The 24,425-nt window shown below is 56.9% G+C and carries 20 protein-coding genes, 1 tRNA gene and 1 other RNA gene; 14 read left to right on the top strand and 8 right to left on the bottom strand.

Annotated elements, in window-relative coordinates; all coding sequences use genetic code 11:
- Positions 1–30: 30 nt before the first annotated feature.
- Complete coding sequence (locus ACMYSO_RS23400; RefSeq protein ID WP_434668393.1) at positions 31–2,208, top strand: TonB-dependent siderophore receptor; 2,178 nt, start codon at positions 31–33, stop codon at positions 2,206–2,208.
- Between the two features lie 37 nt (positions 2,209–2,245).
- On the opposite strand, the gene ACMYSO_RS23395 is transcribed toward ACMYSO_RS23400, so the two are convergent.
- Positions 2,246–3,151: a LysR family transcriptional regulator gene (locus ACMYSO_RS23395; protein WP_434668391.1), complete on the bottom strand. Its 906-nt coding sequence runs from the start codon at positions 3,149–3,151 to the stop codon at positions 2,246–2,248.
- Positions 3,152–3,265: 114 nt separating this feature from the next.
- Between ACMYSO_RS23395 and ACMYSO_RS23390 the strand changes: the two genes are divergently transcribed.
- The 4 genes from ACMYSO_RS23390 to ACMYSO_RS23375 all read left to right on the top strand — a co-directional run bounded on the left by ACMYSO_RS23390 (position 3,266) and on the right by ACMYSO_RS23375 (position 6,223).
- Entirely contained in the window at positions 3,266–4,126 is an 861-nt protein-coding gene (locus tag ACMYSO_RS23390) for a pirin family protein (protein ID WP_434668388.1), read from the top strand.
- Positions 4,127–4,339: 213 nt separating this feature from the next.
- Positions 4,340–4,427: transfer RNA gene (locus ACMYSO_RS23385), tRNA-Ser, on the top strand.
- 45 nt (positions 4,428–4,472) lie between these two features.
- Positions 4,473–4,608, top strand: a non-coding RNA gene (locus ACMYSO_RS23380) — RtT sRNA.
- A 373-nt stretch (positions 4,609–4,981) separates the two neighbouring features.
- Positions 4,982–6,223 carry an MFS transporter gene (locus tag ACMYSO_RS23375; RefSeq protein WP_434668385.1) on the top strand — a complete coding sequence of 414 codons (1,242 nt, stop codon included), beginning with the start codon at positions 4,982–4,984 and terminating at the stop codon, positions 6,221–6,223.
- Positions 6,224–6,309: 86 nt separating this feature from the next.
- Here the strand turns inward: ACMYSO_RS23375 and phoH are convergent, their stop codons facing one another.
- The 4 genes from phoH to efeU all read right to left on the bottom strand — a co-directional run bounded on the left by phoH (position 6,310) and on the right by efeU (position 10,913).
- Positions 6,310–7,098, bottom strand: coding sequence for a phosphate starvation-inducible protein PhoH (phoH, locus tag ACMYSO_RS23370; protein ID WP_434585522.1), 789 nt, complete (start codon positions 7,096–7,098; stop codon positions 6,310–6,312).
- Positions 7,099–7,610: 512 nt separating this feature from the next.
- Positions 7,611–8,894 (bottom strand): iron uptake transporter deferrochelatase/peroxidase subunit, encoded by a 1,284-nt coding sequence (gene efeB / locus ACMYSO_RS23365; protein ID WP_434668382.1) that lies wholly within the window; start codon positions 8,892–8,894, stop codon positions 7,611–7,613.
- Between the two features lie 4 nt (positions 8,895–8,898).
- A complete protein-coding gene (gene efeO, locus ACMYSO_RS23360; RefSeq protein ID WP_434668379.1) occupies positions 8,899–10,026 on the bottom strand; it encodes an iron uptake system protein EfeO in 1,128 nt (375 codons plus the stop codon).
- Between the two features lie 47 nt (positions 10,027–10,073).
- On the bottom strand, positions 10,074–10,913 hold the full coding sequence (gene efeU / locus ACMYSO_RS23355; protein ID WP_434585527.1) for an iron uptake transporter permease EfeU: 840 nt from the start codon (positions 10,911–10,913) through the stop codon (positions 10,074–10,076).
- A gap of 271 nt (positions 10,914–11,184) precedes the next feature.
- On the opposite strand from efeU, the gene ACMYSO_RS23350 reads away from it, so the two are divergent.
- The gene (locus ACMYSO_RS23350) at positions 11,185–12,369 is read left to right on the top strand and encodes a NupC/NupG family nucleoside CNT transporter (RefSeq protein ID WP_434668376.1); all 1,185 of its coding nucleotides are present in this window, start codon (positions 11,185–11,187) and stop codon (positions 12,367–12,369) included.
- Between the two features lie 63 nt (positions 12,370–12,432).
- Here ACMYSO_RS23350 and ACMYSO_RS23345 read toward each other — a convergent pair whose 3' ends face one another.
- Entirely contained in the window at positions 12,433–12,867 is a 435-nt protein-coding gene (locus tag ACMYSO_RS23345) for a DUF3574 domain-containing protein (RefSeq protein WP_434668374.1), read from the bottom strand.
- Between the two features lie 107 nt (positions 12,868–12,974).
- Positions 12,975–14,483: a sodium/proline symporter PutP gene (putP, locus tag ACMYSO_RS23340; RefSeq protein ID WP_434668372.1), complete on the bottom strand. Its 1,509-nt coding sequence runs from the start codon at positions 14,481–14,483 to the stop codon at positions 12,975–12,977.
- 423 nt (positions 14,484–14,906) lie between these two features.
- Between putP and putA the strand changes: the two genes are divergently transcribed.
- Positions 14,907–18,869 (top strand): trifunctional transcriptional regulator/proline dehydrogenase/L-glutamate gamma-semialdehyde dehydrogenase, encoded by a 3,963-nt coding sequence (gene putA / locus ACMYSO_RS23335; RefSeq protein ID WP_434668369.1) that lies wholly within the window; start codon positions 14,907–14,909, stop codon positions 18,867–18,869.
- 130 nt (positions 18,870–18,999) lie between these two features.
- Positions 19,000–19,413 carry a lysozyme inhibitor LprI family protein gene (locus ACMYSO_RS23330; RefSeq protein ID WP_434668366.1) on the top strand — a complete coding sequence of 138 codons (414 nt, stop codon included), beginning with the start codon at positions 19,000–19,002 and terminating at the stop codon, positions 19,411–19,413.
- Here ACMYSO_RS23330 and rutR read toward each other — a convergent pair.
- Positions 19,410–20,048 carry an HTH-type transcriptional regulator RutR gene (rutR, locus tag ACMYSO_RS23325; protein ID WP_434668363.1) on the bottom strand — a complete coding sequence of 213 codons (639 nt, stop codon included), beginning with the start codon at positions 20,046–20,048 and terminating at the stop codon, positions 19,410–19,412. The two genes, ACMYSO_RS23330 and rutR, sit on opposite strands and share 4 nt — an antisense overlap.
- A 284-nt stretch (positions 20,049–20,332) precedes the next feature.
- Here rutR and rutA point away from each other — a divergent pair, with 284 nt between their 5' ends.
- The 6 genes from rutA to rutF are packed head-to-tail and all read left to right on the top strand — an operon-like array spanning position 20,333 to position 24,412.
- Positions 20,333–21,424: a pyrimidine utilization protein A gene (gene rutA, locus ACMYSO_RS23320; protein WP_434587005.1), complete on the top strand. Its 1,092-nt coding sequence runs from the start codon at positions 20,333–20,335 to the stop codon at positions 21,422–21,424.
- Complete coding sequence (gene rutB, locus ACMYSO_RS23315; RefSeq protein WP_434668360.1) at positions 21,424–22,134, top strand: pyrimidine utilization protein B; 711 nt, start codon at positions 21,424–21,426, stop codon at positions 22,132–22,134. Before rutA ends, rutB begins: the two co-directional genes overlap by 1 nt.
- Positions 22,127–22,522, top strand: coding sequence for a pyrimidine utilization protein C (rutC, locus tag ACMYSO_RS23310; protein ID WP_123753772.1), 396 nt, complete (start codon positions 22,127–22,129; stop codon positions 22,520–22,522). The genes rutB and rutC overlap by 8 nt, the downstream gene beginning before the upstream one ends.
- Positions 22,519–23,304 (top strand): pyrimidine utilization protein D, encoded by a 786-nt coding sequence (gene rutD / locus ACMYSO_RS23305; RefSeq protein ID WP_434668358.1) that lies wholly within the window; start codon positions 22,519–22,521, stop codon positions 23,302–23,304. The genes rutC and rutD overlap by 4 nt, the downstream gene beginning before the upstream one ends.
- A gap of 13 nt (positions 23,305–23,317) precedes the next feature.
- Entirely contained in the window at positions 23,318–23,908 is a 591-nt protein-coding gene (locus ACMYSO_RS23300) for a malonic semialdehyde reductase (RefSeq protein ID WP_434668355.1), read from the top strand.
- A 9-nt stretch (positions 23,909–23,917) separates the two neighbouring features.
- Positions 23,918–24,412 carry an NADH-dependent FMN reductase RutF gene (gene rutF, locus ACMYSO_RS23295; RefSeq protein WP_123753769.1) on the top strand — a complete coding sequence of 165 codons (495 nt, stop codon included), beginning with the start codon at positions 23,918–23,920 and terminating at the stop codon, positions 24,410–24,412.
- Positions 24,413–24,425 lie beyond the last annotated feature (13 nt).

The raw sequence follows: 24,425 nt of genomic DNA, 5'->3' as shown, positions 1-24,425 counted from the left end.
TTATTCCTGCATATTATGGAGATAATGAAAATGAATGTTACTTTTTATGGTAGAAAGCGTCCGATAACGCTGCTTTTTGCCAGCTTACTGTCCACTCCTGCTTTGGCTGCCGAACCGACAGAAAATCTCGCTGATGATGAAGTCATGCTGGTCACCGCTGAACAGGAGCTAAAACAGCAACCAGGCGTCTCGATTATCACGGCAGAAGACATTCAAAAAAGCCCTCCGGTGAACGATCTTTCTGACATCATCCGTAAAATGCCCGGCGTCAACCTGACCGGCAACGGTGCCAGCGGCAGCCGCGGTAACAACCGCCAAATCGATATTCGCGGCATGGGGCCGGAAAACACCCTGGTGCTGATCGATGGTGTGCCGGTGAGTTCTCGTAACTCCGTTCGCTACAACTGGCGTGGCGAACGCGATTCTCGCGGCGATACCAACTGGGTGCCGGCGGAAATGGTGGAGCGTATTGAAGTGATTCGTGGCCCGGCAGCCGCCCGTTATGGCTCAGGTGCAGCCGGTGGGGTGGTGAATATCATCACCAAGCGCCCTACCAACGATTGGCACGGTTCACTCTCTCTCTACACCAACCAGCCTGAAAACAGCAAAGAAGGCGACACCCGTCGCGCTAACTTCAACCTCAGTGGTCCTTTGGCAGGCGACGCGCTGACAATGCGCCTGTACGGCAACCTCAACCGCACCGATGCTGATGCCTTTGACATCAATACCGCACAAAACGGCTCCTATGCCGCAGGCCGTGAAGGCGTGCGCAATAAAGACATCAGCGGCGTGCTGTCCTGGAAAATGACGCCGACCCAGATTGTTGACTTCTCCTATGCCTATAGCCGTCAGGGAAATATCTACGCCGGTGATACTCAAAATAGTAATAGTAATAGCAGCGCGAACGGTCTGGTTGAATCGTTATATGGCAGCGAAACAAACCGCTTATACCGTCAAAACTACGGTATCACCCATAACGGTATCTGGGACTGGGGGACATCCAGGCTTAACTTTAACTATGAAAAAACCAATAACACGCGCTTAAAAGAAGGTACCGGCGGCAGTACTGAAGGTATGATTAATAGTGATGAGAATTCGACCAGCCGTCTGGAAAGTTATCGCGCGGGCGGGGAGATAAACTTCCCTCTGCAACTGCTGGTTGATCAAACGGTGACGCTGGGGGCGGAATGGAACCGCGATGAGCTCAACGATCCCGCCTCCATGCAATCGGCAAACACGGACTTATATTTGCCGGGTAGCTCAGGTGACCCTTCCCAACGCAGCAGTAAAAACTCCGCCACCATCAGCTCACTCTATTTCGAAGATAATATTGCGGCAACCGACAGCACCGAAATTATTCCGGGTCTGCGCTTTGATTATCACGATCAATTCGGCGCTAACTGGAGCCCCAGCCTGAATATGTCGCAAGGGTTGGGCGAATATTTCGTCTTGAAAGCCGGTATCGCGCGCGCATTTAAAGCCCCCAATCTTTATCAGTCAACGCCAGGCTATCTCCTGTCCACGCGTGGCAACGGCTGCCCGATTGGTCTGAGCCAGTGCTATTTACTCGGTAACGATAACCTCGATCCTGAAATTAGCGTCAACAAAGAAGTGGGATTAGAATTCAGTCATGCAGGCTACACCGCCGGCATTACCTACTTCCGTAATGATTACAAAAATAAAATCGTCTCAGGAACGTCTGCTATTTATAGCAATGGCACCTATAACGTATTGCAGTGGGAGAACGGCGGTAAAGCCATCGTTGAAGGGCTCGAGGGTAACCTGAGTATTCCTCTGATCGCCGATACGCTGGAATGGCGCACCAACGCGACGTACATGTTCCGTTCTGAAAGCAAGAAGACCGGTAATCCGCTGTCCGTCATCCCGGAATTTACCATCAACTCCCAACTGGAATGGCAAGTCACTCAGGACCTGAGTACCGACATTAACTGGACGCAATATGGTCGCCAGAAACCGCGCCAGTATGCTGAAACCACTCTTGAAAACAGGAATGGACTTTCCCAGAAGGAGATTAGTCCCTACTCCATCGTGGGTTTAAACGTCAATTATGACATCACAAAAAGTCTGCGCGCCAATGCCGGTATCAACAACCTGTTTGATAAGCGTGTTTACCGCGAGAACGAAGGGGCTTCTACCTACAATGAGCCGGGCCGTGCTTATTACGCTGGGGTCACCATGTCGTTTTAATTGAAGTCATTTCCGTGCCCCAGCGGGCACGGAAAAATCAATCTTCTTCCATCCGCTGATATTCCTCACTGAGAAAATCCACCAGCGCCCTTACCGACGGCAGCAGGCCACGACGCGAGGCAAAGACTGCATGAATAACTTCCCGCTGCGGCTGCCACGCATCCAGCACCACTTCCAGCGTTCCGGCAGCCAGCTGATCGCGCACCATTAATAAAGGAAGCTGAACCACCCCCACGCCGGCTATCGCAGCTTCGCGCAGTGCCAGCATATCCGTCGTGACCATCCGTGGCGTAAAATAGACTTCCGCCCTCGCCCCCTCGGGCCCGCTCAGCTGCCATTTATGCTGATGTTTTCCGGCATCGAGACTCAGCCCCGGCCATGTGCTCAGCTGCGATGGCGCCTGAGGCCGCCCCATTCGGGCAATACACGCCGGGCTGGCGACCAGCCGTTGCCCGCGGTCGGCCAGCACCCGCATCACCAGATCGCTATCGTCAAACGGGCGCGGACGCACGCGGATCGCCACATCGATTCCTTCGCCGACAACGTCAACCCGCCGGTTGGTAGCCTCCAGCTGCACATTGACGCCGGGGTAGCGCAGCATAAATCGCGCCAGCATTGGCCCGACGTGGGCATGGAGTAAGGTTACCGGACAGGTGAGTTTCACGCTGCCGCGCGGCTCTGAACGCAACGTTTCCACCGCCTGCTGTGCCGCTTCGGCCTCTATCAGCATCGCTTTACAGTGCTGGTAGAAGGTCTGTCCTACTTCAGTGACCACGAACTGGCGGGTCGTGCGATGAATCAGCCGGACGCCAAGCCGCTCTTCCAGCTGCGCGATCCGACGACTTAATTTTGATTTCGGCTGATCGAGCGCCCTGCCCGCCGCGGCGAATCCTTGATGATCGACGACCTGGACAAACCAGGCTAAGTCATTAAGATCCAGCATCCTTCCTCCATTGTTCCATTTTAAGAACAGTATAGGCTACTTTTGCTATCTACCGGTTTATTGGCCACGCATGTAAGCTTATGGTCATTAGAAATCGCGAAACAGGAGAGCACTATGAAACAGATTACAGGCGTCTATACCGCACCAGCCCAACATTGGGTGGGGGATGGCTTCCCGGTCCGCTCACTGTTCTCTTACCAGACTCATGGCGAACCATTAAGCCCCTTCCTGCTGCTGGACTACGCTGGTCCGCACCACTTCCCGGCGGGAAGCGGCAGACGTGGAGTTGGCGAACACCCGCACCGTGGGTTTGAAACCGTCACCATTGTCTATTCCGGTGAAGTAGAGCACCGCGACTCAACGGGTAAAGGCGGGGTCATTGGCCCGGGCGATGTGCAGTGGATGACCGCGGGCGCCGGCATTCTGCATGAAGAGTTCCATTCTGCAGAGTTTACCCGCACCGGCGGAGAACTGAAGATGATCCAGTTGTGGGTCAATCTGCCAGCAAAAGACAAAATGGCTCATCCGGGCTATCAGAGCATTACCGCAGATGTTATCCCGGACGTCGCCCTGGCGGACGGCGCGGGAAATATCCGGGTTATCGCCGGCAGCTATGGCGAAGTGTCTGGTCCTGCGCATACCTTCTCGCCGCTGAACGTCTGGGATATGCAACTGAATCAGGGCCATGATATTACGCTCCGTCAGCCTGATGGCTGGAGCAGCGCATTAGTGGTCCTTGAAGGTGAGATTGCGGTCAACGGTGCCGAGCAGGCGCGTGAAGGACAGCTGGTCGTATTGAGCCAGCAGGGAGAAGCGATTCATCTCCAGGCAACGGCGAATGCCAAAGTGCTGCTGCTGGCCGGCGAGCCGTTACAGGAGCCCATTGTGGGTTACGGTCCGTTTGTGATGAACACCCGGCAGCAGATCGCCGAAGCCGTTAGCGATTTTAACAGCGGGCACTTCGGCCAGATCTGACATCAGCGCCTTACTGGTCTGCCAGCGTAGTGTTAAAGCATGGCAAACAGCTTGATTCTCTGCGTTAAAATTACTGCCCCGCCGGTTTTCGGCGGGGCAGTGTTCATTGCTTGACCGAACGGTAAAGAAAGAATAAATACTGCTTGACCGTTTTAGTGCAACTCCCTATAGTAGCGCCCCGTTGCCCACCCAAGGTGAGCAGCAAAACAATATGGTGAGGTGTCCGAGTGGCTGAAGGAGCACGCCTGGAAAGTGTGTATACGGCAACGTATCGGGGGTTCGAATCCCCCCCTCACCGCCATATTTTAAGAAGAGCTCGTACGCAAGTACGGGCTTTTTTTTCACATGTAGCACCCCACCGGGGGGGATGAGAAGCCCCGACCGGGGTTCGACAACTGGCAACGCCAGTTGGACAGACCGCGAACCTGTGAGCGGGCTGCCCGTAGGGCGAGCAAAGCGAGTCAATCCCCCCCTCACCGCCATATTTTAAGAAGAGCTCGTACGCAGTCACAGGCTTTTTTTCGCATGTTGCACCAGCCATTCTGCCAGCGCGGTGCGCCCTTCTCCCGGAGTCGGCATCAATCCCCCGACCGGGCTACCAGCAGCAACTCCAACTCCGCAGACAAAAATCCAACAATCGTCGTTTTTTATCGGCAGCATATTACGTCATCGACACTCACAAATTAAGCATTACCACTAATACTTAAAAATAAAAACCAGTCATTTACTCCACAATAATCATGCAATCATCCAGTTAATGCCATCCACTCGACCTACAACGCCCCCTTTGTCGTGTAGATCGCATTCGTTGACAAATCTATACTTGCCGCAAAATTGACTGCCAAAGGCCTGAACATGACGTTCTCTTCTTCACAAACAAAACGCGGCGTGACCCCGGCAAAAGCCATGGTCGCAGCCATCAGCGGCTATGCAATGGACGGCTTTGACCTGCTGATCCTCGGTTTTATGTTACCGGCCATCAGCGTTTCACTCGCCCTCAGCACCTCGCAGGCCGGCTCCCTGGTGACCTGGACGCTGATCGGGGCGGTGCTGGGCGGGATTATCTTTGGCCACCTTAGCGATCGCCTTGGTCGCATTCGCGTCCTGACCTTCACCATTCTGATGTTCTCGGTCTTTACCGGCCTGTGCGCCGTCGCCCAGGGCTACTGGGATCTGCTGGCCTACCGCACGCTGGCGGGAATGGGATTAGGCGGCGAATTCGGCATTGGCATGGCGCTGATCGCTGAAGTCTGGCCGGCGCACAAACGCAACCGGGCTTCTGCCTGGGTGGGCATCGGCTGGCAATTGGGCGTTCTGCTGGCCGCCTTTATCACCCCGCTGCTGCTGGATATTATCGGCTGGCGCGGAATGTTCCTCGTCGGCCTGCTGCCGGCGCTGGTGTCATTTGCCATCCGCCGCGGCATGGGCGAGCCGGAAGCGTTTACCAAAGATATCGATACCACCCAGCAGCTCTCATTCTCATCGCGGATCAAAATGCTGTTCTCCGACCGTGCCACCTCGAAGGCCAGCCTCGGTATCTTTATTCTGTGCTCGGTACAGAATTTTGGTTACTACGGTCTGATGATCTGGATGCCGAGCTATCTGTCGTCCAACTTTGGTTTTTCGCTCACCAAATCAGGCGTATGGACCGCCGTCACCGTGGTGGGAATGACCTTCGGCATCTGGTTGTTTGGCGTGCTGGCGGACCGTTTCGCGCGCTGGAAAATCTTCCTGATTTACCAGGCCGGCGCGGTCGTGATGGTGATTATCTACGCCCAACTGCGTGACCCAACCATTATGCTGTTTACCGGAGCGTTAATGGGCATGTTCGTCAACGGAATGATCGGCGGTTACGGCGCGCTGATCTCGGATACCTACCCGCTGCAGGTCCGCGCGACGGCGCAGAACGTCCTGTTTAACCTCGGTCGGGGCGTCGGTGGTTTTGGTCCGCTGGTGATTGGTCTGTTCGTCAGCCACTGGTCCTTTACCGCCGCCATCACCCTGCTGGCGCTGCTGTACCTGCTGGATATTTTCGCCACCCTGTTCCTGTTGCCGAAAAGCCAGGGAAATGAGGATGCGCTGGGCGCCATTGGCTAACCCGCAATACTAAGCAAAGCGTGGTTCACGCGAACCACAAAACAACAAAGCCCGGGTTTCCCCGGGCTTTGCACACTAATTAGCCGCTAGTAGTAAGCTTTCAGCGTTCGCTGGCAGAGCATCGAACGGACGCAATCATCGGCGGTAAAGCGCACGATACCGATCATCTCGTCTTCCTCAAAACGTCCCAACGCATCGACCAGGCCAGACTTCACACCAGACGGTAAATCACACTGGGTAATGTCGCCGTTGACGATGACCGTGACGTTCTCCCCGAGGCGGGTCAAAAACATTTTCATTTGCGCAGCCGTCACGTTCTGGGCCTCGTCCAGAATCACCACGGCATTTTCAAATGTACGTCCGCGCATGTAGGCGAACGGCGCAATTTCCACCTTGCCAATTTCCGGTCGCAGGCAGTACTGCATAAAGGAAGCGCCCAATCTCCGCACCAGAACGTCATAAACCGGTCGGAAATAGGGAGCGAACTTCTCGGCGATATCTCCCGGTAAGAAGCCGAGGTCTTCGTCGGCCTGCAGAACGGGACGGGTAACAATAATCCTGTCCACATCTTTGTGGACCAGGGCTTCGGCTGCTTTCGCGGCGCTAATCCAGGTTTTACCGCACCCGGCTTCGCCCGTGGCAAAAATCAGCTGTTTATTGTCGATGGCATTCAAATAATGCGCCTGAGCATCATTGCGTGCTTCAATTGGGGAAGTATCACGGCTATCCCGCGCCATGCCAATTGCTTCTACGCCACTCATGTGCACCAGCGATGTGACCGATTCTTCTTCGCGTTGCTTATGACTGCGCGAATCGCGTCTCAGCACACGTTTTGCTTCACGACGAGCTTTGGTCACTGCTTTTTGTCTTCCCATGGATAGCACCTTGCGTTGTTGGTTTACATCACACGCGTCACTATCGACGCGACTATGCGCACAAACGATTGAGGTTTGGCTTCCTTTTAAGCCATTGCTTGCCTGTTGAATTGACAATGAGTCACGGCTACGCGCACCGCGTACCCTGTCAGGGTTCGGATGTTCTGTCGTGGTGGAAAGGGGTGAATTTACGGTGACGAAGTCGCTGCCGGAGGTTTTCCCTCCGCGCTGAAGAGTACGGCGTGTTGTTTTGCGTTGTCCGGTACAGGACCCTACCATTCGCGATCTCCATAGTGAAACGACATCACTGCCGGGAACTACCGCGTCTGTAATAATTACATCAAAAATCGTCTAAGATGCAACTAATTTTTTACACAAACGCAACAAATAATTCCCCGAACAGCTGAAGAGAGTTTCCGTCATTTAGATTACAGAAAAATAACACAAGGCAGGAAATACAAAAAAAGAATGGAAAAACAGCAGAAAACGCCCTGCCCTTACGGGCAGAGCGATCAGGCTTCAAGCAGAGATTGTCCCAGGTAGTGCTGGCTGTCGATAACTCCCGGCAACACAAAGAAATAACCGCCGCCAATCGGTTTGACGTACTCCTCCAGCGCCTCGCCATTCAGGCGCTTTTGCACCGTCAGGAACCCCTTCTCGAGATCGTGCTGATAGCAGACAAACAGCAGCCCCATATCCAACTGACCGGAGTTGGTTACCCCTAATGAATAGCTGTAACCGCGGCGCATCATCAGGCTCGACTGGGTCTGCGGGGTCCGCGGATTTGCCAGTCGAATGTGGCTATCCAGGGCGATGGTATCGCCGTTGGGATCGTTGCTGTAATCCGGCACATCGTGCTCGTTCTGCATCCCCAACGGCGCACCGCTGTGCTTATCCCGGCCAAAAATAGTCTGCTGCTCTTTCAGCGGAGTACGATCCCAGAACTCCACATGAAACTGGATGATACGCGCCGCCTGATAGCTGCCGCCGGTCGCCCATGCGGGCTCGCCTTGCCCGGCAGTGACCCATACCACCTCATCCATCAACGCCTTATCGGTGCTGACCGGGTTTGCGGTACCGTCTTTAAAGCCCAGCAGGTTTACCGGCGTCTCTTTGCCTTTACTCTGCGCGGCGCTACTGGAGATAAACCCTTCACGCTTCCAGCGCACGCTCAGTAGATCCGGGGTGTGTTTAATCACATCGCGCAGCGCGTGGATGACCGTATCCTGAGTATTGGCACAGATTTGCAGCAGCAGATCGCCATGACAGAGCGCGGCGTCCAGTGAATCGTTGGGGAAGCGGGTCATCGGTTGCAGCTTTTTCGGCGCGTGGTTCGCCAGCCCGTAACGCTGGTCAAACAGCGAATGGCCCAGCGACACGGTCACCGTCAGGTTGTCCGGCGATATCCACGGTCCGAGGATCCCTGAATCCATTGGCGGCAGACGCGGATTCGGCGTATCCGGCGCTGGGCCACCTTTGGTCAGAAAGGCAATGCGCTGGGTCAGCAGACGAAACAGCCGTTCAAGATCGGCTTTATCACTGGCCAGCACATCAAAGGCCACCAGCATCATCGATGCCTGCTGCGGCGTCAGTACGCCCGCCTGGTGCTGCCCGTAAAAAGGCTGCGCCTCGGCTCGCGCGTCAGAAGACAGCACGCCCGGCGCGCTACCGCCCTTCGCCGCGTGCGCCACCGGACAGCCACCGGCAATGGCCAGCGCGCCACCCAGCGCGCCGATCCCTTTTAATAATTGACGACGTGAAGGTTCATCCACGTCGAATTGCTTCTGTTCTGCCATCGTCTTAATCCAGACCGAGGATCCCACGCAGCTGCGCCAGATCTTCCGCCAGCGTGGTGATCGGCCCTTTCAACGCATTGCGATCCGCATCGGTCAGCTTGTCATAGGTTTCGAAGCCGTCTTTAGTGCGGTATTTGCTGAGAATGCCGTCAACTTTCTTGAAGTTAGCGTCAATTTTCGCCAGCAGCGCGCTGTTCTCTTTTTGCAGCTGCGGACGCAACAGGTCAACAATCTTCTGCGCGCCGTCAATGTTGGCCTGGAAGTCCCACAGGTCGGTGTGGCTGTAGCGATCTTCTTCACCGCTGATTTTGCTGGCCGCCACTTCTTCGATCAGGCCAGCCGCGCCACCCACCACTTTAGACGGCGGGAAGGCCAGCTCGCTGATGCGTTTTTGCAGGTCCAGCACATCGTCGTTCAGTTGAGTGGCATACTGCTCCATCCCCTTGACGCTGTTGTCGCCAAACAAGGCTTTTTCCAGACGGTGGAAGCCAGTAAATTTCGGGTCTTCCGCCTTCTTCTCGTAATCGTCTTCACGGGCATCAATGCTGCCGTCAAGGTCAGAGAACAGCTCGGCGATAGGCTCAATGCGCTCGTAATGCTGACGTGTCGGCGCATACAGCGCTTTGGCTTTTTCGATATCGCCCGCTTTCACCGCATCGGTAAAGGCTTTGGTGCCGCTGACCAGCTCAGCGGTCTCTGCGGTGACATAGGCTTTATAGGCGGTGATCGCCTCGCCCAGGCTCAACAGCGCATCGGCTTTAGCCGCATCTTTGGTGGCCTCGCCGGTGACAATCAGCTTGCCTTTCGGGTTGGTCAGCAGGCCGCAGGTCATGTCATACTCGCCCGGCTGCAGGTTCGCCGTCAGCTTTTGGGTGAAGCCAGGCGCAATATTCTCGCGCTCTTCCACCACCATCACGCCCTTGAGGATCTCCCACTCCAGCGCTTTCTGGCTATGGTTCTGAATAATGAACTGTGTTTTACCCGCCTTCACGGTCACGTTCATTGGCTCACACTGTTTATCATTGACGGTGACTTTTACCTGCGGAATATCCGCAGCTTGAGCGTAAAAGGCAGAGCTGAACAACGCTGCGACGGCAAGCTGCAGCGCACTACGGCGAAAATGAATCATCATGATCATCCCTTTCGGTAAGTAGGTGTAACCCAATATCCTGCGGAGCTCTATTTAAGAGGAGCCGTACGCGAGGTTGCTGTATTGCTACGCGGCGGCAGGGCAAACAGCACCAGCGCCGGAATCAAATAGATAAAGTACACCGCCACTTCACTGACGGTCGGCGTTTCCTGGTATCCGAAGATCCCTTCAAGCAGCGTACCGAACAGGGTGTGCGTCGACAGCACGCCGCTCAGATCGAATGCGACGTCCTGGAAATGGTTCCACAGGCCGGCTTCATGGAACGCGCGAATCGCCCCGGCAGCCAGACCCGCCGCCACCAGCAGAATAAACAGGCTGGTCCACTTAAAGAACACCCCAAGATTAAGGCGAATACCGCCCCAGTACAGCAGGAAACCGAGGACAATGGCGGTCGCCAGTCCGAGCATCGCCCCAATCGGCGGCCAGATCCCAACATCTTGCTGAAAAGCTGCCAGCAGGAAAAACACCGACTCCAGCCCTTCCCGCGCCACGGCGAAAAAGACCATCAGGATCAGCGCCCAGCCGTGGTTGTTGCCTTTCTGCAACGCGTTATCCACCGCCTGTTCCAACTGCTGCTTCACATTGCGCGACACTTTGCGCATCCAGAACACCATCCAGGTCAGGATGCATACCGCCACCAGCGCGACAATACCTTCGAACAGTTCCTGTTCGCGCTGCGGAAATTCACCGGTGGTTTCGTTGATAAAGATGCCGAGACCCAGACAGAGTGCTGCGGCGAGGATAACGCCAATCCACATCACGCCAATCCAGTTGCCGCGCTGGGTGCGTTTGAGATAGCTGGCAATCAGGCTGACAATCAGCGCCGCTTCCAGCCCTTCGCGTAACATAATGAGAAATGGAACAAACATGCCGACACCTTAAATGTGAATCGCCGTCAGTGGATGCAAAGATAGGTAAATATTTCTGATAGTGATTATCATTACAATAAGCAGAAACACAAGCGAAATGTAGAGTGAATGGTATCGAGTTGTAAATTAATCGCTACAAAATAATTACTTATGCGATTATTTGCCTGCCCCGACAACGAAGCCGCGCCTCGGTGGTTTTTTCAGTTAGATATTTACCGGGCGTAACGGCTGTGGCTAAATAGCGGCCTTATTGACCTGCGAAATGAATAACATGACACAATTTTTGCACTTCCTGCTGGCGCTGGTGGTTATCCTTGCCCTTGCCTGGCTGGTCAGCTATGACCGACAAAAAATCCGCATTCGCTATATTAGCCAGCTCATTATCATTGAAATTGCCCTGGCATTCTTTTTCCTCCACGCCGAAAGCGGCCTGTGGATAGTGAAAAATATTTCCAGCTTCTTTACCTCTTTACTCGGCTTTGCCGCCGAGGGCACCAATTTTGTATTTGGCGGCATGAGCGAAAAAGGGATGGCCTTTATTTTCCTCGGCGTGCTGTGCCCGATTGTCTTTATTTCTGCGCTGATCGGGATCCTCCAGCACTGGCGCATCCTGCCGATCTTCATCCGCGTGATTGGCACCCTGCTGTCGAAAGTCAACGGCATGGGTAAACTCGAATCATTCAACGCCGTCAGTTCGCTGATCCTCGGGCAGTCCGAGAATTTCATCGCCTACAAAGGGGTGCTGGGCGACCTCTCATCGCGCCGACTGTTCACCATGGCCGCGACCGCGATGTCGACAGTGTCACTCTCCATCGTCGGCGCTTATATGAGCATGCTCGATGCGAAATATGTGGTAGCGGCGCTGATCCTTAATATGTTCAGTACCTTTATTGTGCTGTCGATTATTAACCCGACGCGTCCGGGCAGCGAAGAGGAAATTAAGCTCGAGAAGCTGCACGAATCGCAAAGCTTCTTCGAAATGCTCGGCGAATATATTCTCGCCGGCTTCAAAGTGGCGATGATTATTCTGGCCATGCTGATTGGCTTTATTGCCATCATCAGCGCCATTAATGCCCTGTTTGCCACGCTGTTTGGCCTTAGCTTCCAGCAGATCCTCGGCTATGTCTTTTATCCGCTGGCCTGGCTTATCGGTATTCCGCTGAGCGATGCGCTGAACGCCGGCAGTATTATGGCAACCAAACTGGTGGCTAATGAGTTCGTTGCGATGATTGAGCTGCAAAAAATTGCCGCCAGCATGACGCCGCGCGGGCTGGGGATCCTTTCGGTATTCCTGGTCTCTTTCGCCAACTTCGCCTCAATTGGCATCATTGCCGGCGCCATTAAGGGGCTGAACGAAAAGCAAGGGAATATCGTTTCCCGCTTTGGCCTGCGTCTGGTGTACGGCGCCACTCTGGTGAGCCTGCTGTCCGCCAGCTTTGCCGGACTGGTTCTGTAATCGCCTGAACTAAAAGCGAATCCCGGCTAAGCACAGCGCCAGCCGGGATTATCCCTCACACCGTCAGAAGTGAACGCAGACCGGCTGGTCGACACGCATTACCGACTCCTGAGCAAAGCGTGATTTATAGAGGTTACGCAGCGCTTCAATCCCCTCTTCGCTCTTGCCGTCTTTACCGTGAATCAGCATCAGCGCTTTGCTCTGCTCGCGGGCCACGCTACCGTCATTGCCCAGCCACTGGCCACGAGCATCAAACACCGTTAAGCCGTCACGAAAGCGCGGCGTCACGTCCCGGTCGACAAACTGCTGCCACTCCTGGGCGGTAATATCTTTCCCCGCCGGACGGCTTAACCCGAAGTAGAGCGTGGTCTGTACCATGGCATTATCTGCCGGGCATGCCGCGCTGGCCGGAACCGGGGCACTGTTCTTCGCCGGAGCCACACAGCCACCAAGCAGCCCTGCCATCACCAGCACCATCGCACCCTGTCTGAACGTCATTTTGCTATCCTCATTGTTTTTTGTGCCACGATATCAGCGTATTTTCAGCGAATTAGCAAGAGGATCAAAAAAGCCCGCTGGACGCGGGCTTGAGAGAAAGCGGGGGTTTACTCTGCGACGATATCTGTCGGCGGCGCAGAATGATAATGCGCGTCCGCTTCAGCAAAACGCTTCTGCATTGATGCCGAAGGGGCTTTATCCAGCAGGCTGAAGAAGACAATCCCGAGGCTTCCGAAGATAAAGCCAGGAATGATTTCATACAGGCCCAGCCAGCCGAACTGTTTCCAGACAATCACGGTCAGCGCGCCGATCACCATCCCGGCCAGTGCGCCATTACGCGTCATACGTGACCACATCACCGAGAACAGCACCACCGGACCAAACGCCGCGCCGAAGCCTGCCCAGGCATAGCTGACCAGACCCAACACCCGGTTGTTCGGGTTCGCTGCCAATGCGATAGCAATCAGCGCCACCACCAGCACCATGGTCCGTCCAACCCATACCAGCTCTTTCTGACCGGCGTTTTTACGCAGGAACGCTTTGTACAAATCTTCAGTAATCGCACTGGAGCACACCAGCAGCTGGCAGCTCAGGGTCGACATCACCGCCGCCAGAATCGCTGACAGCAGGATCCCGGCAATCCACGGGTTAAACAGCAGCTGCGCCAGTTCAATGAACACGCGCTCTGAGTTCTGGTTGACCGCCCCCGCCAGCGCCGGGTTGTTGTTGAACCAGGCAATACCGAAGAAACCAACCGCGACCGCACCTGCCAGACACAGGATCATCCAGGTCATGCTGATACGACGTGCGTGGACGATACTGTGGTGGGAATCCGCCGCCATAAAGCGCGCCAGAATATGCGGCTGGCCGAAATAGCCCAGGCCCCAGCCCATCAGCGAGATAATCGCCACAAAGTTCAGCCCTTTGAGCATATCGACGTTTTCAATGCTCTTCTGCTTAATCACTTCCAGCGAGCTGTCGAAGCCGCCAACGGAAATAATCACCATCACCGGCGTCAGGATCAGCGCGAAAATCATCAGGCTGGCCTGCACGGTATCGGTCCAGCTCACCGCGAGGAAGCCACCGACAAAGGTATAAATAATGGTGGCGGCCGCACCGGCCCACAGCGCTGTTTCATAGCTCATACCGAAAGTGCTTTCAAACAGACGGGCGCCAGCCACAATCCCGGAGGCACAATAGATAGTGAAGAACAGCAAAATAACCAGCGCGGAAATAATACGCAGCACCCGGCTTTTATCTTCAAAACGGCCGGTGAAATAATCCGGTAAGGTCAGTGCGTTATTATTCACTTCGGTGTGAACACGCAGGCGACCGGCAACCAGTTTCCAGTTAATCCATGCGCCCAAGGTCAGGCCAATGGCGATCCAGCTTTCGGAAATACCGGAGAGAAATATCGCCCCCGGCAGACCCATCAGCAGCCAGCCGCTCATATCAGAGGCTCCAGCAGACAGCGCCGTCACGAATGGGCCAAGGCTACGGCCACCGAGAATATAATCATCAAAGTTCTTCGTCGAACGCCAGGCAATAAAACCGATAAGTACCATGCCAAAAATATAAATAGTAAAAGTCACCAACATGGGGGTGCTGATAGCCATGCAAAATCTCCAGTTTTTTTGTCGACAACGTCCTGCTTTGTCATTTTATTCCACTACCGGAACGGGGTAATGGCACATTGGTTGTATTGGGCGACCGTATCCTGACGGAAGCAACTGCATTTCACAAACGATTTAACACAGCATTTACACTAATTTTTATCGTGACCAAACAGCATTTCGCCATAGGTTGCACTCTCTCACATTTTTATTGGTTGCACCTGGTGAAACTGTTAACTCACGCATATAAATCCCCTATTGGACAAATGTTAATTTTTGCCAATACGCACCATTGAATTTAACAACCAGCCCTTTTCTGACCGTGCGACACAAATCACGATTAACAAGGTTGCACAAAGTTGCAACATGGTAGATATTTTCGCGTAACCGAAAAAAGAACAATGATTCATTACAGGAGTGATAAGCATGGGCACCACCACCATGGGTGTTAAGCTTGACGACGCGACGCGCGAACGCATTAAGTTTGCCGCCAGCCGTATTGACCGCACGCCGCACTGGCTGATTAAGCAGGCCATCTTCAATTACCTGGAAAAACTGGAAAACGACGAGACGCTGCCTGAGTTACCGGCGCTGCTCTCCGGTGCCGCCAACGAAAGCGACGAAGCCGGCAGCCCGGCGGATGAGCCGTATCAGCCGTTCCTGGAATTTGCCGAACAAATCCTGCCGCAGTCCGTCTCCCGCGCCTCGATCACCGCCGCGTATCGCTGGGCAGAAACCGACGCCGTACCGATGCTGTTAGAACAGGCCCGTCTGCCACAGCCTCTGGGCGAGCAGGCGCATAAGCTGGCGTACCAGCTGGCGGAAAAACTGCGCAATCAGAAAACGGCCAGCGGCCGCGCGGGCATGGTGCAAAGCCTGCTGCAGGAGTTCTCCCTCTCTTCACAAGAAGGGGTGGCGCTGATGTGTCTGGCGGAAGCGCTGCTGCGTATTCCGGATAAAGCCACCCGTGACGCCCTGATCCGCGACAAAATCAGCAACGGCAACTGGCAGTCGCATATCGGCCGCAGCCCGTCGCTGTTCGTCAACGCAGCCACCTGGGGCCTGCTGTTTACCGGTAAGCTGGTCTCGACCCACAATGAAACCAGCCTCTCACGCTCGCTGAACCGGATTATCGGTAAAAGCGGCGAACCGCTGATTCGTAAAGGCGTCGATATGGCGATGCGCCTGATGGGCGAACAGTTCGTCACCGGAGAGACCATTGCCGAAGCGCTGGCCAACGCCCGCAAGCTGGAAGAGAAAGGGTTCCGTTACTCCTACGACATGCTGGGTGAAGCGGCGCTTACCGCCGCCGATGCGCAGGCCTACATGGTCTCCTACCAGCAGGCGATCCACGCCATTGGCAAAGCCTCCAATGGCCGGGGCATTTATGAAGGCCCGGGGATTTCCATCAAGCTTTCCGCCCTGCATCCGCGCTACAGTCGCGCGCAATATGACCGGGTCATGGACGAACTCTACCCGCGTTTGAAATCACTGACGCTGCTGGCCCGCCAGTACGACATCGGGATCAACATCGATGCCGAAGAGGCCGATCGTCTGGAGATCTCGCTCGATCTGCTGGAAAAACTGTGTTTTGAACCGGAACTGGCCGGCTGGAACGGCATCGGCTTCGTTATTCAGGCCTATCAGAAACGCTGCCCGTTTGTCATTGACTCGCTGATCGACCTCGCCACCCGCAGCCGCCGTCGCCTGATGATCCGTCTGGTGAAAGGGGCCTACTGGGACAGCGAAATCAAACGTGCGCAGATGGACGGTTTAGAAGGCTACCCGGTCTATACCCGCAAAGTGTATACCGACGTCTCCTACCTCGCCTGCGCCAAAAAACTGCTGGCGGTTCCGAGCCTGATCTACCCGCAGTTCGCCACCCATAACGCCCATACCCTGGCAGCCATCTATCAGCTGGCGGGACAAAACTACTACCCTGGTCAGTATGAGTTCCAGTGCCTGCACGGCATGGGTGAACCGCTGTACGAGCAGGTCGTTGGTAAAGTGGCCGACGGCAAACTGAACCGTCCGTGCCGTATCTACGCTCCGGTCGGCACCCATGAAACGCTGCTGGCGTACCTGGTGCGTCGTCTGTTAGAGAACGGCGCGAATACCTCCTTCGTCAACCGCATCGCCGACACCACCCTGCCGCTCGATGAGCTGGTTGCCGACCCGGTCAGCGCAGTCGAGAAACTGGCGCAGCAAGAGGGCCAGGCTGGCCTGCCGCACCCGAAAATCCCGCTGCCGCGCGATCTCTACGGCAAAGGCCGCATCAACTCCGCCGGTCTCGATTTGGCGAATGAACACCGTCTGGCCTCCCTCTCCTCTTCACTGCTGAACAGTGCGCTGCACAAGTGGCAGGCCCTGCCGGCGCTGGAGCATCCGGTGATTGAAGGGGAACTGCAGGCCGTGGTGAACCCAGCCGAGCCGAAAGATATTGTCGGTCACGTGCGTGAAACCCGCCCGGAAGAGGTCGAGCTGGCGCTCAGCAGCGCGGTCAATAACGCGCCGATCTGGTTTGCAACACCGCCGCAGGAGCGCGCCGCGATCCTCGAACGTGCCGCGATCCTGATGGAAGGCCAGACCCAGACGCTGATTGGCATTCTGGTCCGTGAAGCGGGTAAAACCTTCAGTAACGCCATCGCTGAAGTCCGCGAGGCGGTGGACTTCCTGCACTACTACGCCGGCCAGGTTCGTGACGATTTTGACAATGAAACCCACCGTCCGCTGGGCCCGGTGGTCTGTATCAGCCCGTGGAACTTCCCGCTGGCTATTTTCACCGGCCAGATAGCCGCCGCGCTGGCGGCAGGTAACAGCGTGTTGGCAAAACCGGCCGAACAGACGCCGCTGATTGCCGCTCAGGGCGTGGCGATCCTGCTGGAAGCCGGCGTACCGCCGGGCGTCATTCAGTTGCTGCCGGGCCGCGGGGAAACCGTCGGCGCCGCGCTGACCAGCGATGAACGCGTGCGTGGCGTAATGTTCACCGGTTCCACCGAAGTCGCCACTCTGCTGCAGCGCAATATTGCCAGCCGCCTCGATGCTCAAGGCCGCCCGACGCCGCTGATCGCCGAAACCGGCGGGATGAACGCCATGATCGTCGACTCCTCGGCCCTGACCGAACAGGTGGTGGTCGATGTGCTGGCCTCGGCATTTGATAGCGCCGGGCAGCGTTGCTCCGCCCTGCGTATCCTCTGCCTGCAAGAAGAGATCGCCGACCATACCCTGACCATGCTGCGCGGCGCGATGGGCGAGTGCCGGATGGGCAACCCGGGTCGTCTGACCACCGACATTGGTCCGGTAATTGACGCCGAAGCCAAAGAGAATATTGAACGCCATATTCAGACTCTGCGCGCCAAAGGGCGTAGCGTCTTCCAGGCAGTGCGTGAGAACAGCGACGATGCGCGGGAGTGGCAAAGCGGTACCTTTATTCCGCCGACGCTGATCGAGCTGGACAGCTTTGATGAGCTGAAAAAAGAGGTCTTTGGCCCGGTGCTGCACGTGGTTCGCTACAACCGCAATGAACTGGATAAGCTGGTTGAGCAAATTAACGCGTCGAACTACGGTCTGACCCTCGGCGTACATACCCGTATCGACGAGACCATTGCCCAGGTCACCGGCAGTGCAAAAGTTGGCAACCTGTACGTCAACCGCAATATGGTCGGCGCAGTGGTTGGCGTCCAGCCATTCGGTGGCGAAGGTCTGTCGGGAACCGGTCCGAAAGCCGGCGGCCCGCTGTATCTGTATCGTCTGCTCTCCAGCCGTCCGCAAAACGCGGTGGGGACCACCCTCGCCCGTCAGGATGCTGAACGTCCGCTGGATGCGCAGCTGAAAACCCTGCTGGAAAAACCGCTAATGGCCCTGCAGCAATGGGCTGCCGGTCGTCCGGAGCTGCAGGCCCTGTGCCAGCAGTACAGCGAGCTGGCACAGGCCGGGACCCAGCGCCTGCTGCCGGGTCCAACCGGCGAGCGCAATACTCTGACCTTTATCCCGCGTGACCGCGTGCTGTGCATCGCGGATAACGAGCAGGATGCGCTGATTCAGCTGGCGGCGGTCACCGCCGTAGGGTCTGAAATCCTGTGGCCGGATAGCGCCCTGCAGCGTGAGCTGGCGAAGAAGCTGCCGCGTGACGTCAGCGAGCGCATCCATTTTGCCAAATCAGAGACGCTGACCACCCAGGCCTTCGACGCGGTGATCTACCACGGCGATTCCGATCAGCTGCGTGAGCTGTGCGAACAGGTGGCGGCACGTGATGGTGCAATTGTTTCGGTGCAGGGCTTCGCCCGCGGTGAAACCAATCTGCTGCTGGAACGCCTCTATATTGAACGCTCGCTGAGCGTCAATACCGCAGCAGCAGGCGGCAACGCCAGCCTGATGACCATCGGTTAAGCCGGTGCCCCTCCCGGATAGCGGCGCTAACGCGCCTTATCCGGGGAAACCCACGGCAGCGGATGACAGCAGGCCAAAGCTGTGCTTAATTAAAGCTCCCCGACGGGAGCTTTTTTATGGGAGAAAACTAATGAAACGTACTGTAATTGCCCTTGCCGCCCTTGCCGCCCTTGCCGCCCTGCTGGCAAGCGGACAGGCGCTGGCAGACGAATGCGCCAGCGCCAGCACGCAAGCGGAAATGAACCAGTGTACGGCGGCGCAGTATCAGGCAGACGATCAAAAACTCAATCAAACCTATCAGGAAGCGCTGAAGCGGGCCTCAGGCAAACAGCAGGAAATGTTGAAAAAGGCGCAGCTGGCCTGGATTGCGCTGCGCAACGACGACTGCGCGTTCCTCGTCTCCGGGGCAGAAGGCGGCAGCGCCCAGCCGATGTTGCTCAATCAATGCATGGCGGATAAAACCGTCGAGCGCGAATCGTTCCTCGCCTCGCTCCTGCAGTGCGAAGATGGCGATCAGAGCTGCCCGCTGCCTCCGGCCAATTAACGAACCCGGATCCCTTCAATGATCATCCGCTGAACGTTATCCACGGTTTGCTGGAAAAAGGTCTCGTCGCGTAACGTTGCGCCGGTCACTGCCTCAATCTGAGTGGCAAAATCGGCGTAATGCTGCGTGGTGGCCCAGATCATAAAGATCAGATGCTGCGGGTCCACCGGCGCCAGTTTGCCGCTCTCAACCCAGCCAGAGACGATAGCCGATTTTTCATCCACCAGGGTTTTCAGATCGCCGGTTAGCTCGCCCATCAGCAGCGGCGCGCCCTGCAGCATCTCCAGACAGAACAGCCGCGAGGCCTGCGGATAATCACGGGAAACTTCCAGCTTCAGGCGAATATACTCGCGGATTGCCACCAACGGGCTGATATCCTCGCGAAACGCCCGCAGCGGCGCCAGCCAGATGGTCAGGATCTGTTGCAGCACCGCGATGTACAGCGCCTCTTTCGACGGGTAGTAATAGAGCAGATTGGTCTTTGATACCCCAGCCAGATCGGCCACCTGTTCAAGCCGCGTCCCATGAATACCAAATTGTGAAAACGCGTCCAGTGCCGCGGCCAGAATCGCCTCTTTTTTGGCGTTCACCGCCTGTACACGCTTGCCGGTTTTTTTCACAGCGCCCTGCGCCATACGTCATCTCCTGTAATCAACGCCCTCAGCATAGCAAAAGCCCAACGCCGACACGACGTTATGCACCCCAATTGCGCATGACTGCCGTTTTTTCGTGCACTCTTTTTGACCATTCAGTCCACTTTTTCAATCAACACATTCAGCAACCAACGCGCAACACATTAATAACATTGATTTTTGAAAAACTGGCATCGAGTTTGCTTTATCTTTCAGGCGAGGTGACCAGGGAGATGCAGGATGCAGCACCACGCGCCTTCTTCTTCCCCGACTGCAGAGAGGTACGTATGAAAATTGGTGTCTTCGTTCCGATTGGCAATAACGGCTGGCTGATCTCCACTCACGCTCCGCAGTACATGCCGACCTTTGAGCTGAATAAGGCGATCGTGCAGAAAGCCGAGCACTACCACTTTGATTTCGCACTGTCGATGATCAAACTGCGTGGCTTCGGCGGCAAAACCGAATTCTGGGATCACAACCTTGAATCCTTCACCTTAATGGCCGGGCTGGCGGCGGTGACCTCGCGGATCCAGATCTATGCTACCGCCGCCACCCTCACCCTACCCCCGGCGATTGTGGCGCGCATGGCCTCCACCATCGACTCCATCTCCGGCGGACGCTTCGGGGTCAATCTGGTGACCGGCTGGCAAAAACCGGAATACGATCAGATGGGCATCTGGCCCGGCGACGAATACTTCTCTCGTCGTTATGAGTATCTCACCGAATATGTCCAGGTGCTGCGCGACCTGTGGGGAACCGGGCGCAGCGACTTTAAAGGTGACTATTTCACCATGAACGACTGCCGCGTCAGCCCGCAGCCGTCACAGCCAATGAAGGTGATCTGCGCCGGACAAAGCGACGCGGGCATGGCCTTCTCCGCACAATACGCCGACTACAACTTCTGCTTCGGCAAAGGGGTGAACACGCCTACCGCCTTTGCCCCTACCGCGGCACGCATGATGCAGGCGGCAGAAAAAACCGGTCGCGACGTCGGCTCGTACGTCCTGTTTATGATTATCGCCGACGAAACCGACGAGGCGGCGCGCGCCAAATGGGAACACTACAAAGCCGGTGCCGATGACGACGCCCTGGCCTGGCTCACCGAACAGAGCCAGAAAGACACCCGTTCCGGCAGCGACACCAACGTGCGCCAGATGGCGGACCCGACCTCGGCGGTCAATATCAACATGGGCACGCTGGTCGGCTCCTACGCCAATGTCGCACGCATGCTCGACGAGGTGGCGACGGTGCCGGGCACCGACGGCGTGCTGCTCACCTTTGACGATTTCCTGCTCGGCATTGAAGCCTTTGGCGAGCGTATCCAGCCGCTGATGCGTTGCCGCGACGCTGTTTCCACCGTTACCCGAGAGGTTGCCTGATGATTACCCTTCCCGCCCGTCCGGAATCCCTGACCTTCCCGGCGCAGAACAGCGCGCTGATCGTCGTCGATATGCAAAACGCCTATGCCAGCCAGGGCGGCTACCTCGACCTCGCCGGGTTTGACGTCTCCGCCACCCGGCCGGTGATCGACAATATCAATACCGCCGTTGCCGCAGCCCGCGCCGCCGGCATGCTGATTATCTGGTTCCAGAACGGCTGGGACGAACAGTACGTCGAAGCCGGCGGTCCCGGTTCGCCGAACTACCATAAATCAAACGCCCTGAAGACCATGCGCAGCCGCCCGGAGCTGCAGGGCAAACTGCTGGCGAAAGGCGGCTGGGACTACCAGCTGGTCGATCAACTGCAACCGCAGCCCGGCGATGTGGTGCTGCCGAAACCGCGCTACAGCGGCTTTTTCAACACCCCGCTCGACAGCATCCTGCGCAGCCGCGGCATTCGCCATCTGGTGTTTACCGGGATTGCCACCAACGTCTGCGTGGAGTCGACCCTGCGCGACGGCTTCTTCCTTGAGTATTTCGGCATCGTGCTGGAAGACGCCACCCACCAGGCGGGCCCGGCCTTCGCCCAGCAGGCCGCATTGTTCAATATCGAAACCTTTTTTGGTTGGGTCAGCGATGTCGCCAGCTTCTGCGACGCGCTGGAGCCCGCCGCCCCGCTCTCATTCCCGGAGGAGAAACGTTATGCCTAAACAGGTCATTATACCGCCCGGCACCACCACGCCGATTGCCCCTTTTGTCCCCGGCACCCTGGCCGACGGGGTGGTCTATGTCTCCGGCACGCTGCCGTTTGATAAACAAAATAATGTGGTTTATCCCGGCGACCCAAAGGCGCAAACCCGCCACGTCCTCGACACCATCAAAACGGTGATCGAAACGGCGGGTGGCAGTATGGAGGATGTGACGTTCAACAGCATCTTTATCACCGACTGGAAAAACTACGCCGCGATTAACGAAGTCTATGCCGAGTTTTTCCCCGGCGATAAACCGGCGCGTTTTTGTATCCAGTGCGGGCTGGTCAAGCCTGAGGCGCTGGTCGAAATCGCTACCGTCGCCCACATCGGGAAACCAGCCTTATGAAACTGAATATCTCCCCAGCCCCTTTCGATGGCGCACCGGTGGTGGTGCTAAGCGCGGGTTTAGGCGGTGCGGGCAGCTACTGGCTCCCGCAGCGCGCGGTGCTGGCGGAGCGGTATCAACTGGTGAGTTATGACCAGAACGGCACCGGCGAAAATGCCGGCCCGCTGCCCGCCGGTTACAGCATGGCGGCGATGGCGCTGGAGCTTAAGCAGGCGCTGCAGACGGCGGGTATCACCCGCTTTGCCTTCGTCGGCCACGCCCTGGGTGGCCTGATTGGGCTCCAGCTGGCACTCGACTTTCCGCAGGCGGTCAGCGCGCTGGTGCTGGTTAACGCCTGGCTACGCCTCTCGCCACATACCCGCCGCTGTTTTCAGGTGCGCGAACGCCTGCTGCACGCCGGCGGCGCCCAGGCGTGGGTCGAAGCCCAGCCGCTGTTCCTCTACCCGGCAGAATGGATGGCCGCCCGCATGCCGAGGCTGGAAGCGGAAGATGCGCTGGCCCTCAGCCATTTCCAGGGTAAAGACAACCTGCTGAAGCGCCTGCATGCGCTGAAAGAGGCCGATTTTTCACGCCGGGCGGCCCAGCTGGCCTGCCCGGCGCTGATCGTCAGCGCCAATGACGATTTGCTGGTCCCCGCCTCCTGCTCCCGTACCCTGGCGGCGGCGATACCGAACAGCCAGCAGGTGGAGATGGCATGGGGTGGACACGCCTGTAACGTGACCGATGCCGGGACCTTCAACCCTATTTTATGCGACGGACTGGCCAGGATGCTGGCCCCGTAATTAAGGAAAATCTATGAGCGAAAGCATTAGCCAGAACGCGCGAGACACCCTGTTCACTCACGCCAGAACCCATAACGGCTGGCTGGATCAACCGGTCACTGATGAGGTGCTGCGCGACATTTACGACCTGATGAAAATGGGGCCGACCTCCGCCAACTGCTCCCCGGCGCGGATCCTGTTTGTCCGCACCCCGGAAGGCAAAGCGCTGCTGCGCCCGACGCTCTCCAGCGGCAACCTCGAAAAAACCATGACCGCCCCGGTAACGGCGATCGTCGCCTGGGACAGCGCCTTCTACGATCGCCTGCCGGAACTGTTTCCCCACGGCGACGCCCGCAGCTGGTTCACCTCCAGCCCGCAGCTGGCGGAGGAGACCGCCTTTCGCAACAGCTCGCTGCAGGCGGCGTATCTGATTTTCGCCTGTCGCGCCCTCGGGCTGGATACCGGCCCGATGTCGGGATTCGATCGCCAGAAGGTCGATGCGGCGTTCTTCGCCGACAGCGGCTGGCAGAGCAACCTGCTGATCAATATCGGCTATGGCGACGCCGGCAAGCTGTATGGCCGCCTGCCGCGTCTTGCGTTTGATGATGCCTGCCAGCTGGCGTAAGGAGCCCTCATGTCCGTAGCGGATAAACAGCATTTTCGTGACGCCATGGCGCAGGTCGGCGCGGCGGTCAACATTATTACCACCGATGGTCCGGCGGGACGCGCCGGGTTTACCGCCAGCGCGGTCTGCAGCGTCACCGATACGCCGCCGACGCTGCTGGTGTGCCTGAACCGCTCGGCCTCGGTGTGGCCGACGTTTAATCAGCATCAGGCGCTGTGCGTCAACACGCTGGCGGCCGGGCAAGAGTCGTTATCTAACGTCTTTGGCGGCAAAACCCCGATGGCGGAGCGCTTTGCCGCCGCCGCATGGCAAACCGGTCTTACCGGCTGTCCACGGCTGGTCGATGCGCTGGTCAGCTTCGACTGCCGTATCAGCCAGATAGTCAGCGTCGGCACCCACGATATTTTGTTCTGCGAAGTCGCCGATATTGTCAGACACCCAGAGCCGCGCGGGCTGATGTGGTTCGACCGCGGCTACCACACGCTCATGCGTCCAGCCTGTTAACCTCAAACCCGGG

Source organism: Klebsiella sp. B345 (assembly GCF_051131735.1).
GTDB lineage: Bacteria > Pseudomonadota > Gammaproteobacteria > Enterobacterales > Enterobacteriaceae > Klebsiella.
Note: the sequence above shows the minus strand (reverse complement) of the source record. Positions and strands in the feature narration are given on the sequence as shown.

Excerpts from the sequence above, each read along its gene's own strand:
- ACMYSO_RS23400 (WP_434668393.1), top strand. The coding sequence starts at position 31 with ATGAATGTTACTTTTTATGGTAGAAAGCGTCCGATAACGCTGCTTTTT.
- ACMYSO_RS23395 (WP_434668391.1), bottom strand. The coding sequence starts at position 3,151 with ATGCTGGATCTTAATGACTTAGCCTGGTTTGTCCAGGTCGTCGATCAT.
- ACMYSO_RS23390 (WP_434668388.1), top strand. The coding sequence starts at position 3,266 with ATGAAACAGATTACAGGCGTCTATACCGCACCAGCCCAACATTGGGTG.
- ACMYSO_RS23375 (WP_434668385.1), top strand. The coding sequence starts at position 4,982 with ATGACGTTCTCTTCTTCACAAACAAAACGCGGCGTGACCCCGGCAAAA.
- phoH (WP_434585522.1), bottom strand. The coding sequence starts at position 7,098 with ATGGGAAGACAAAAAGCAGTGACCAAAGCTCGTCGTGAAGCAAAACGT.
- efeB (WP_434668382.1), bottom strand. The coding sequence starts at position 8,894 with ATGGCAGAACAGAAGCAATTCGACGTGGATGAACCTTCACGTCGTCAA.
- efeO (WP_434668379.1), bottom strand. The coding sequence starts at position 10,026 with ATGATGATTCATTTTCGCCGTAGTGCGCTGCAGCTTGCCGTCGCAGCG.
- efeU (WP_434585527.1), bottom strand. The coding sequence starts at position 10,913 with ATGTTTGTTCCATTTCTCATTATGTTACGCGAAGGGCTGGAAGCGGCG.
- ACMYSO_RS23350 (WP_434668376.1), top strand. The coding sequence starts at position 11,185 with ATGACACAATTTTTGCACTTCCTGCTGGCGCTGGTGGTTATCCTTGCC.
- ACMYSO_RS23345 (WP_434668374.1), bottom strand. The coding sequence starts at position 12,867 with ATGACGTTCAGACAGGGTGCGATGGTGCTGGTGATGGCAGGGCTGCTT.
- putP (WP_434668372.1), bottom strand. The coding sequence starts at position 14,483 with ATGGCTATCAGCACCCCCATGTTGGTGACTTTTACTATTTATATTTTT.
- putA (WP_434668369.1), top strand. The coding sequence starts at position 14,907 with ATGGGCACCACCACCATGGGTGTTAAGCTTGACGACGCGACGCGCGAA.
- ACMYSO_RS23330 (WP_434668366.1), top strand. The coding sequence starts at position 19,000 with ATGAAACGTACTGTAATTGCCCTTGCCGCCCTTGCCGCCCTTGCCGCC.
- rutR (WP_434668363.1), bottom strand. The coding sequence starts at position 20,048 with ATGGCGCAGGGCGCTGTGAAAAAAACCGGCAAGCGTGTACAGGCGGTG.
- rutA (WP_434587005.1), top strand. The coding sequence starts at position 20,333 with ATGAAAATTGGTGTCTTCGTTCCGATTGGCAATAACGGCTGGCTGATC.
- rutB (WP_434668360.1), top strand. The coding sequence starts at position 21,424 with ATGATTACCCTTCCCGCCCGTCCGGAATCCCTGACCTTCCCGGCGCAG.
- rutC (WP_123753772.1), top strand. The coding sequence starts at position 22,127 with ATGCCTAAACAGGTCATTATACCGCCCGGCACCACCACGCCGATTGCC.
- rutD (WP_434668358.1), top strand. The coding sequence starts at position 22,519 with ATGAAACTGAATATCTCCCCAGCCCCTTTCGATGGCGCACCGGTGGTG.
- ACMYSO_RS23300 (WP_434668355.1), top strand. The coding sequence starts at position 23,318 with ATGAGCGAAAGCATTAGCCAGAACGCGCGAGACACCCTGTTCACTCAC.
- rutF (WP_123753769.1), top strand. The coding sequence starts at position 23,918 with ATGTCCGTAGCGGATAAACAGCATTTTCGTGACGCCATGGCGCAGGTC.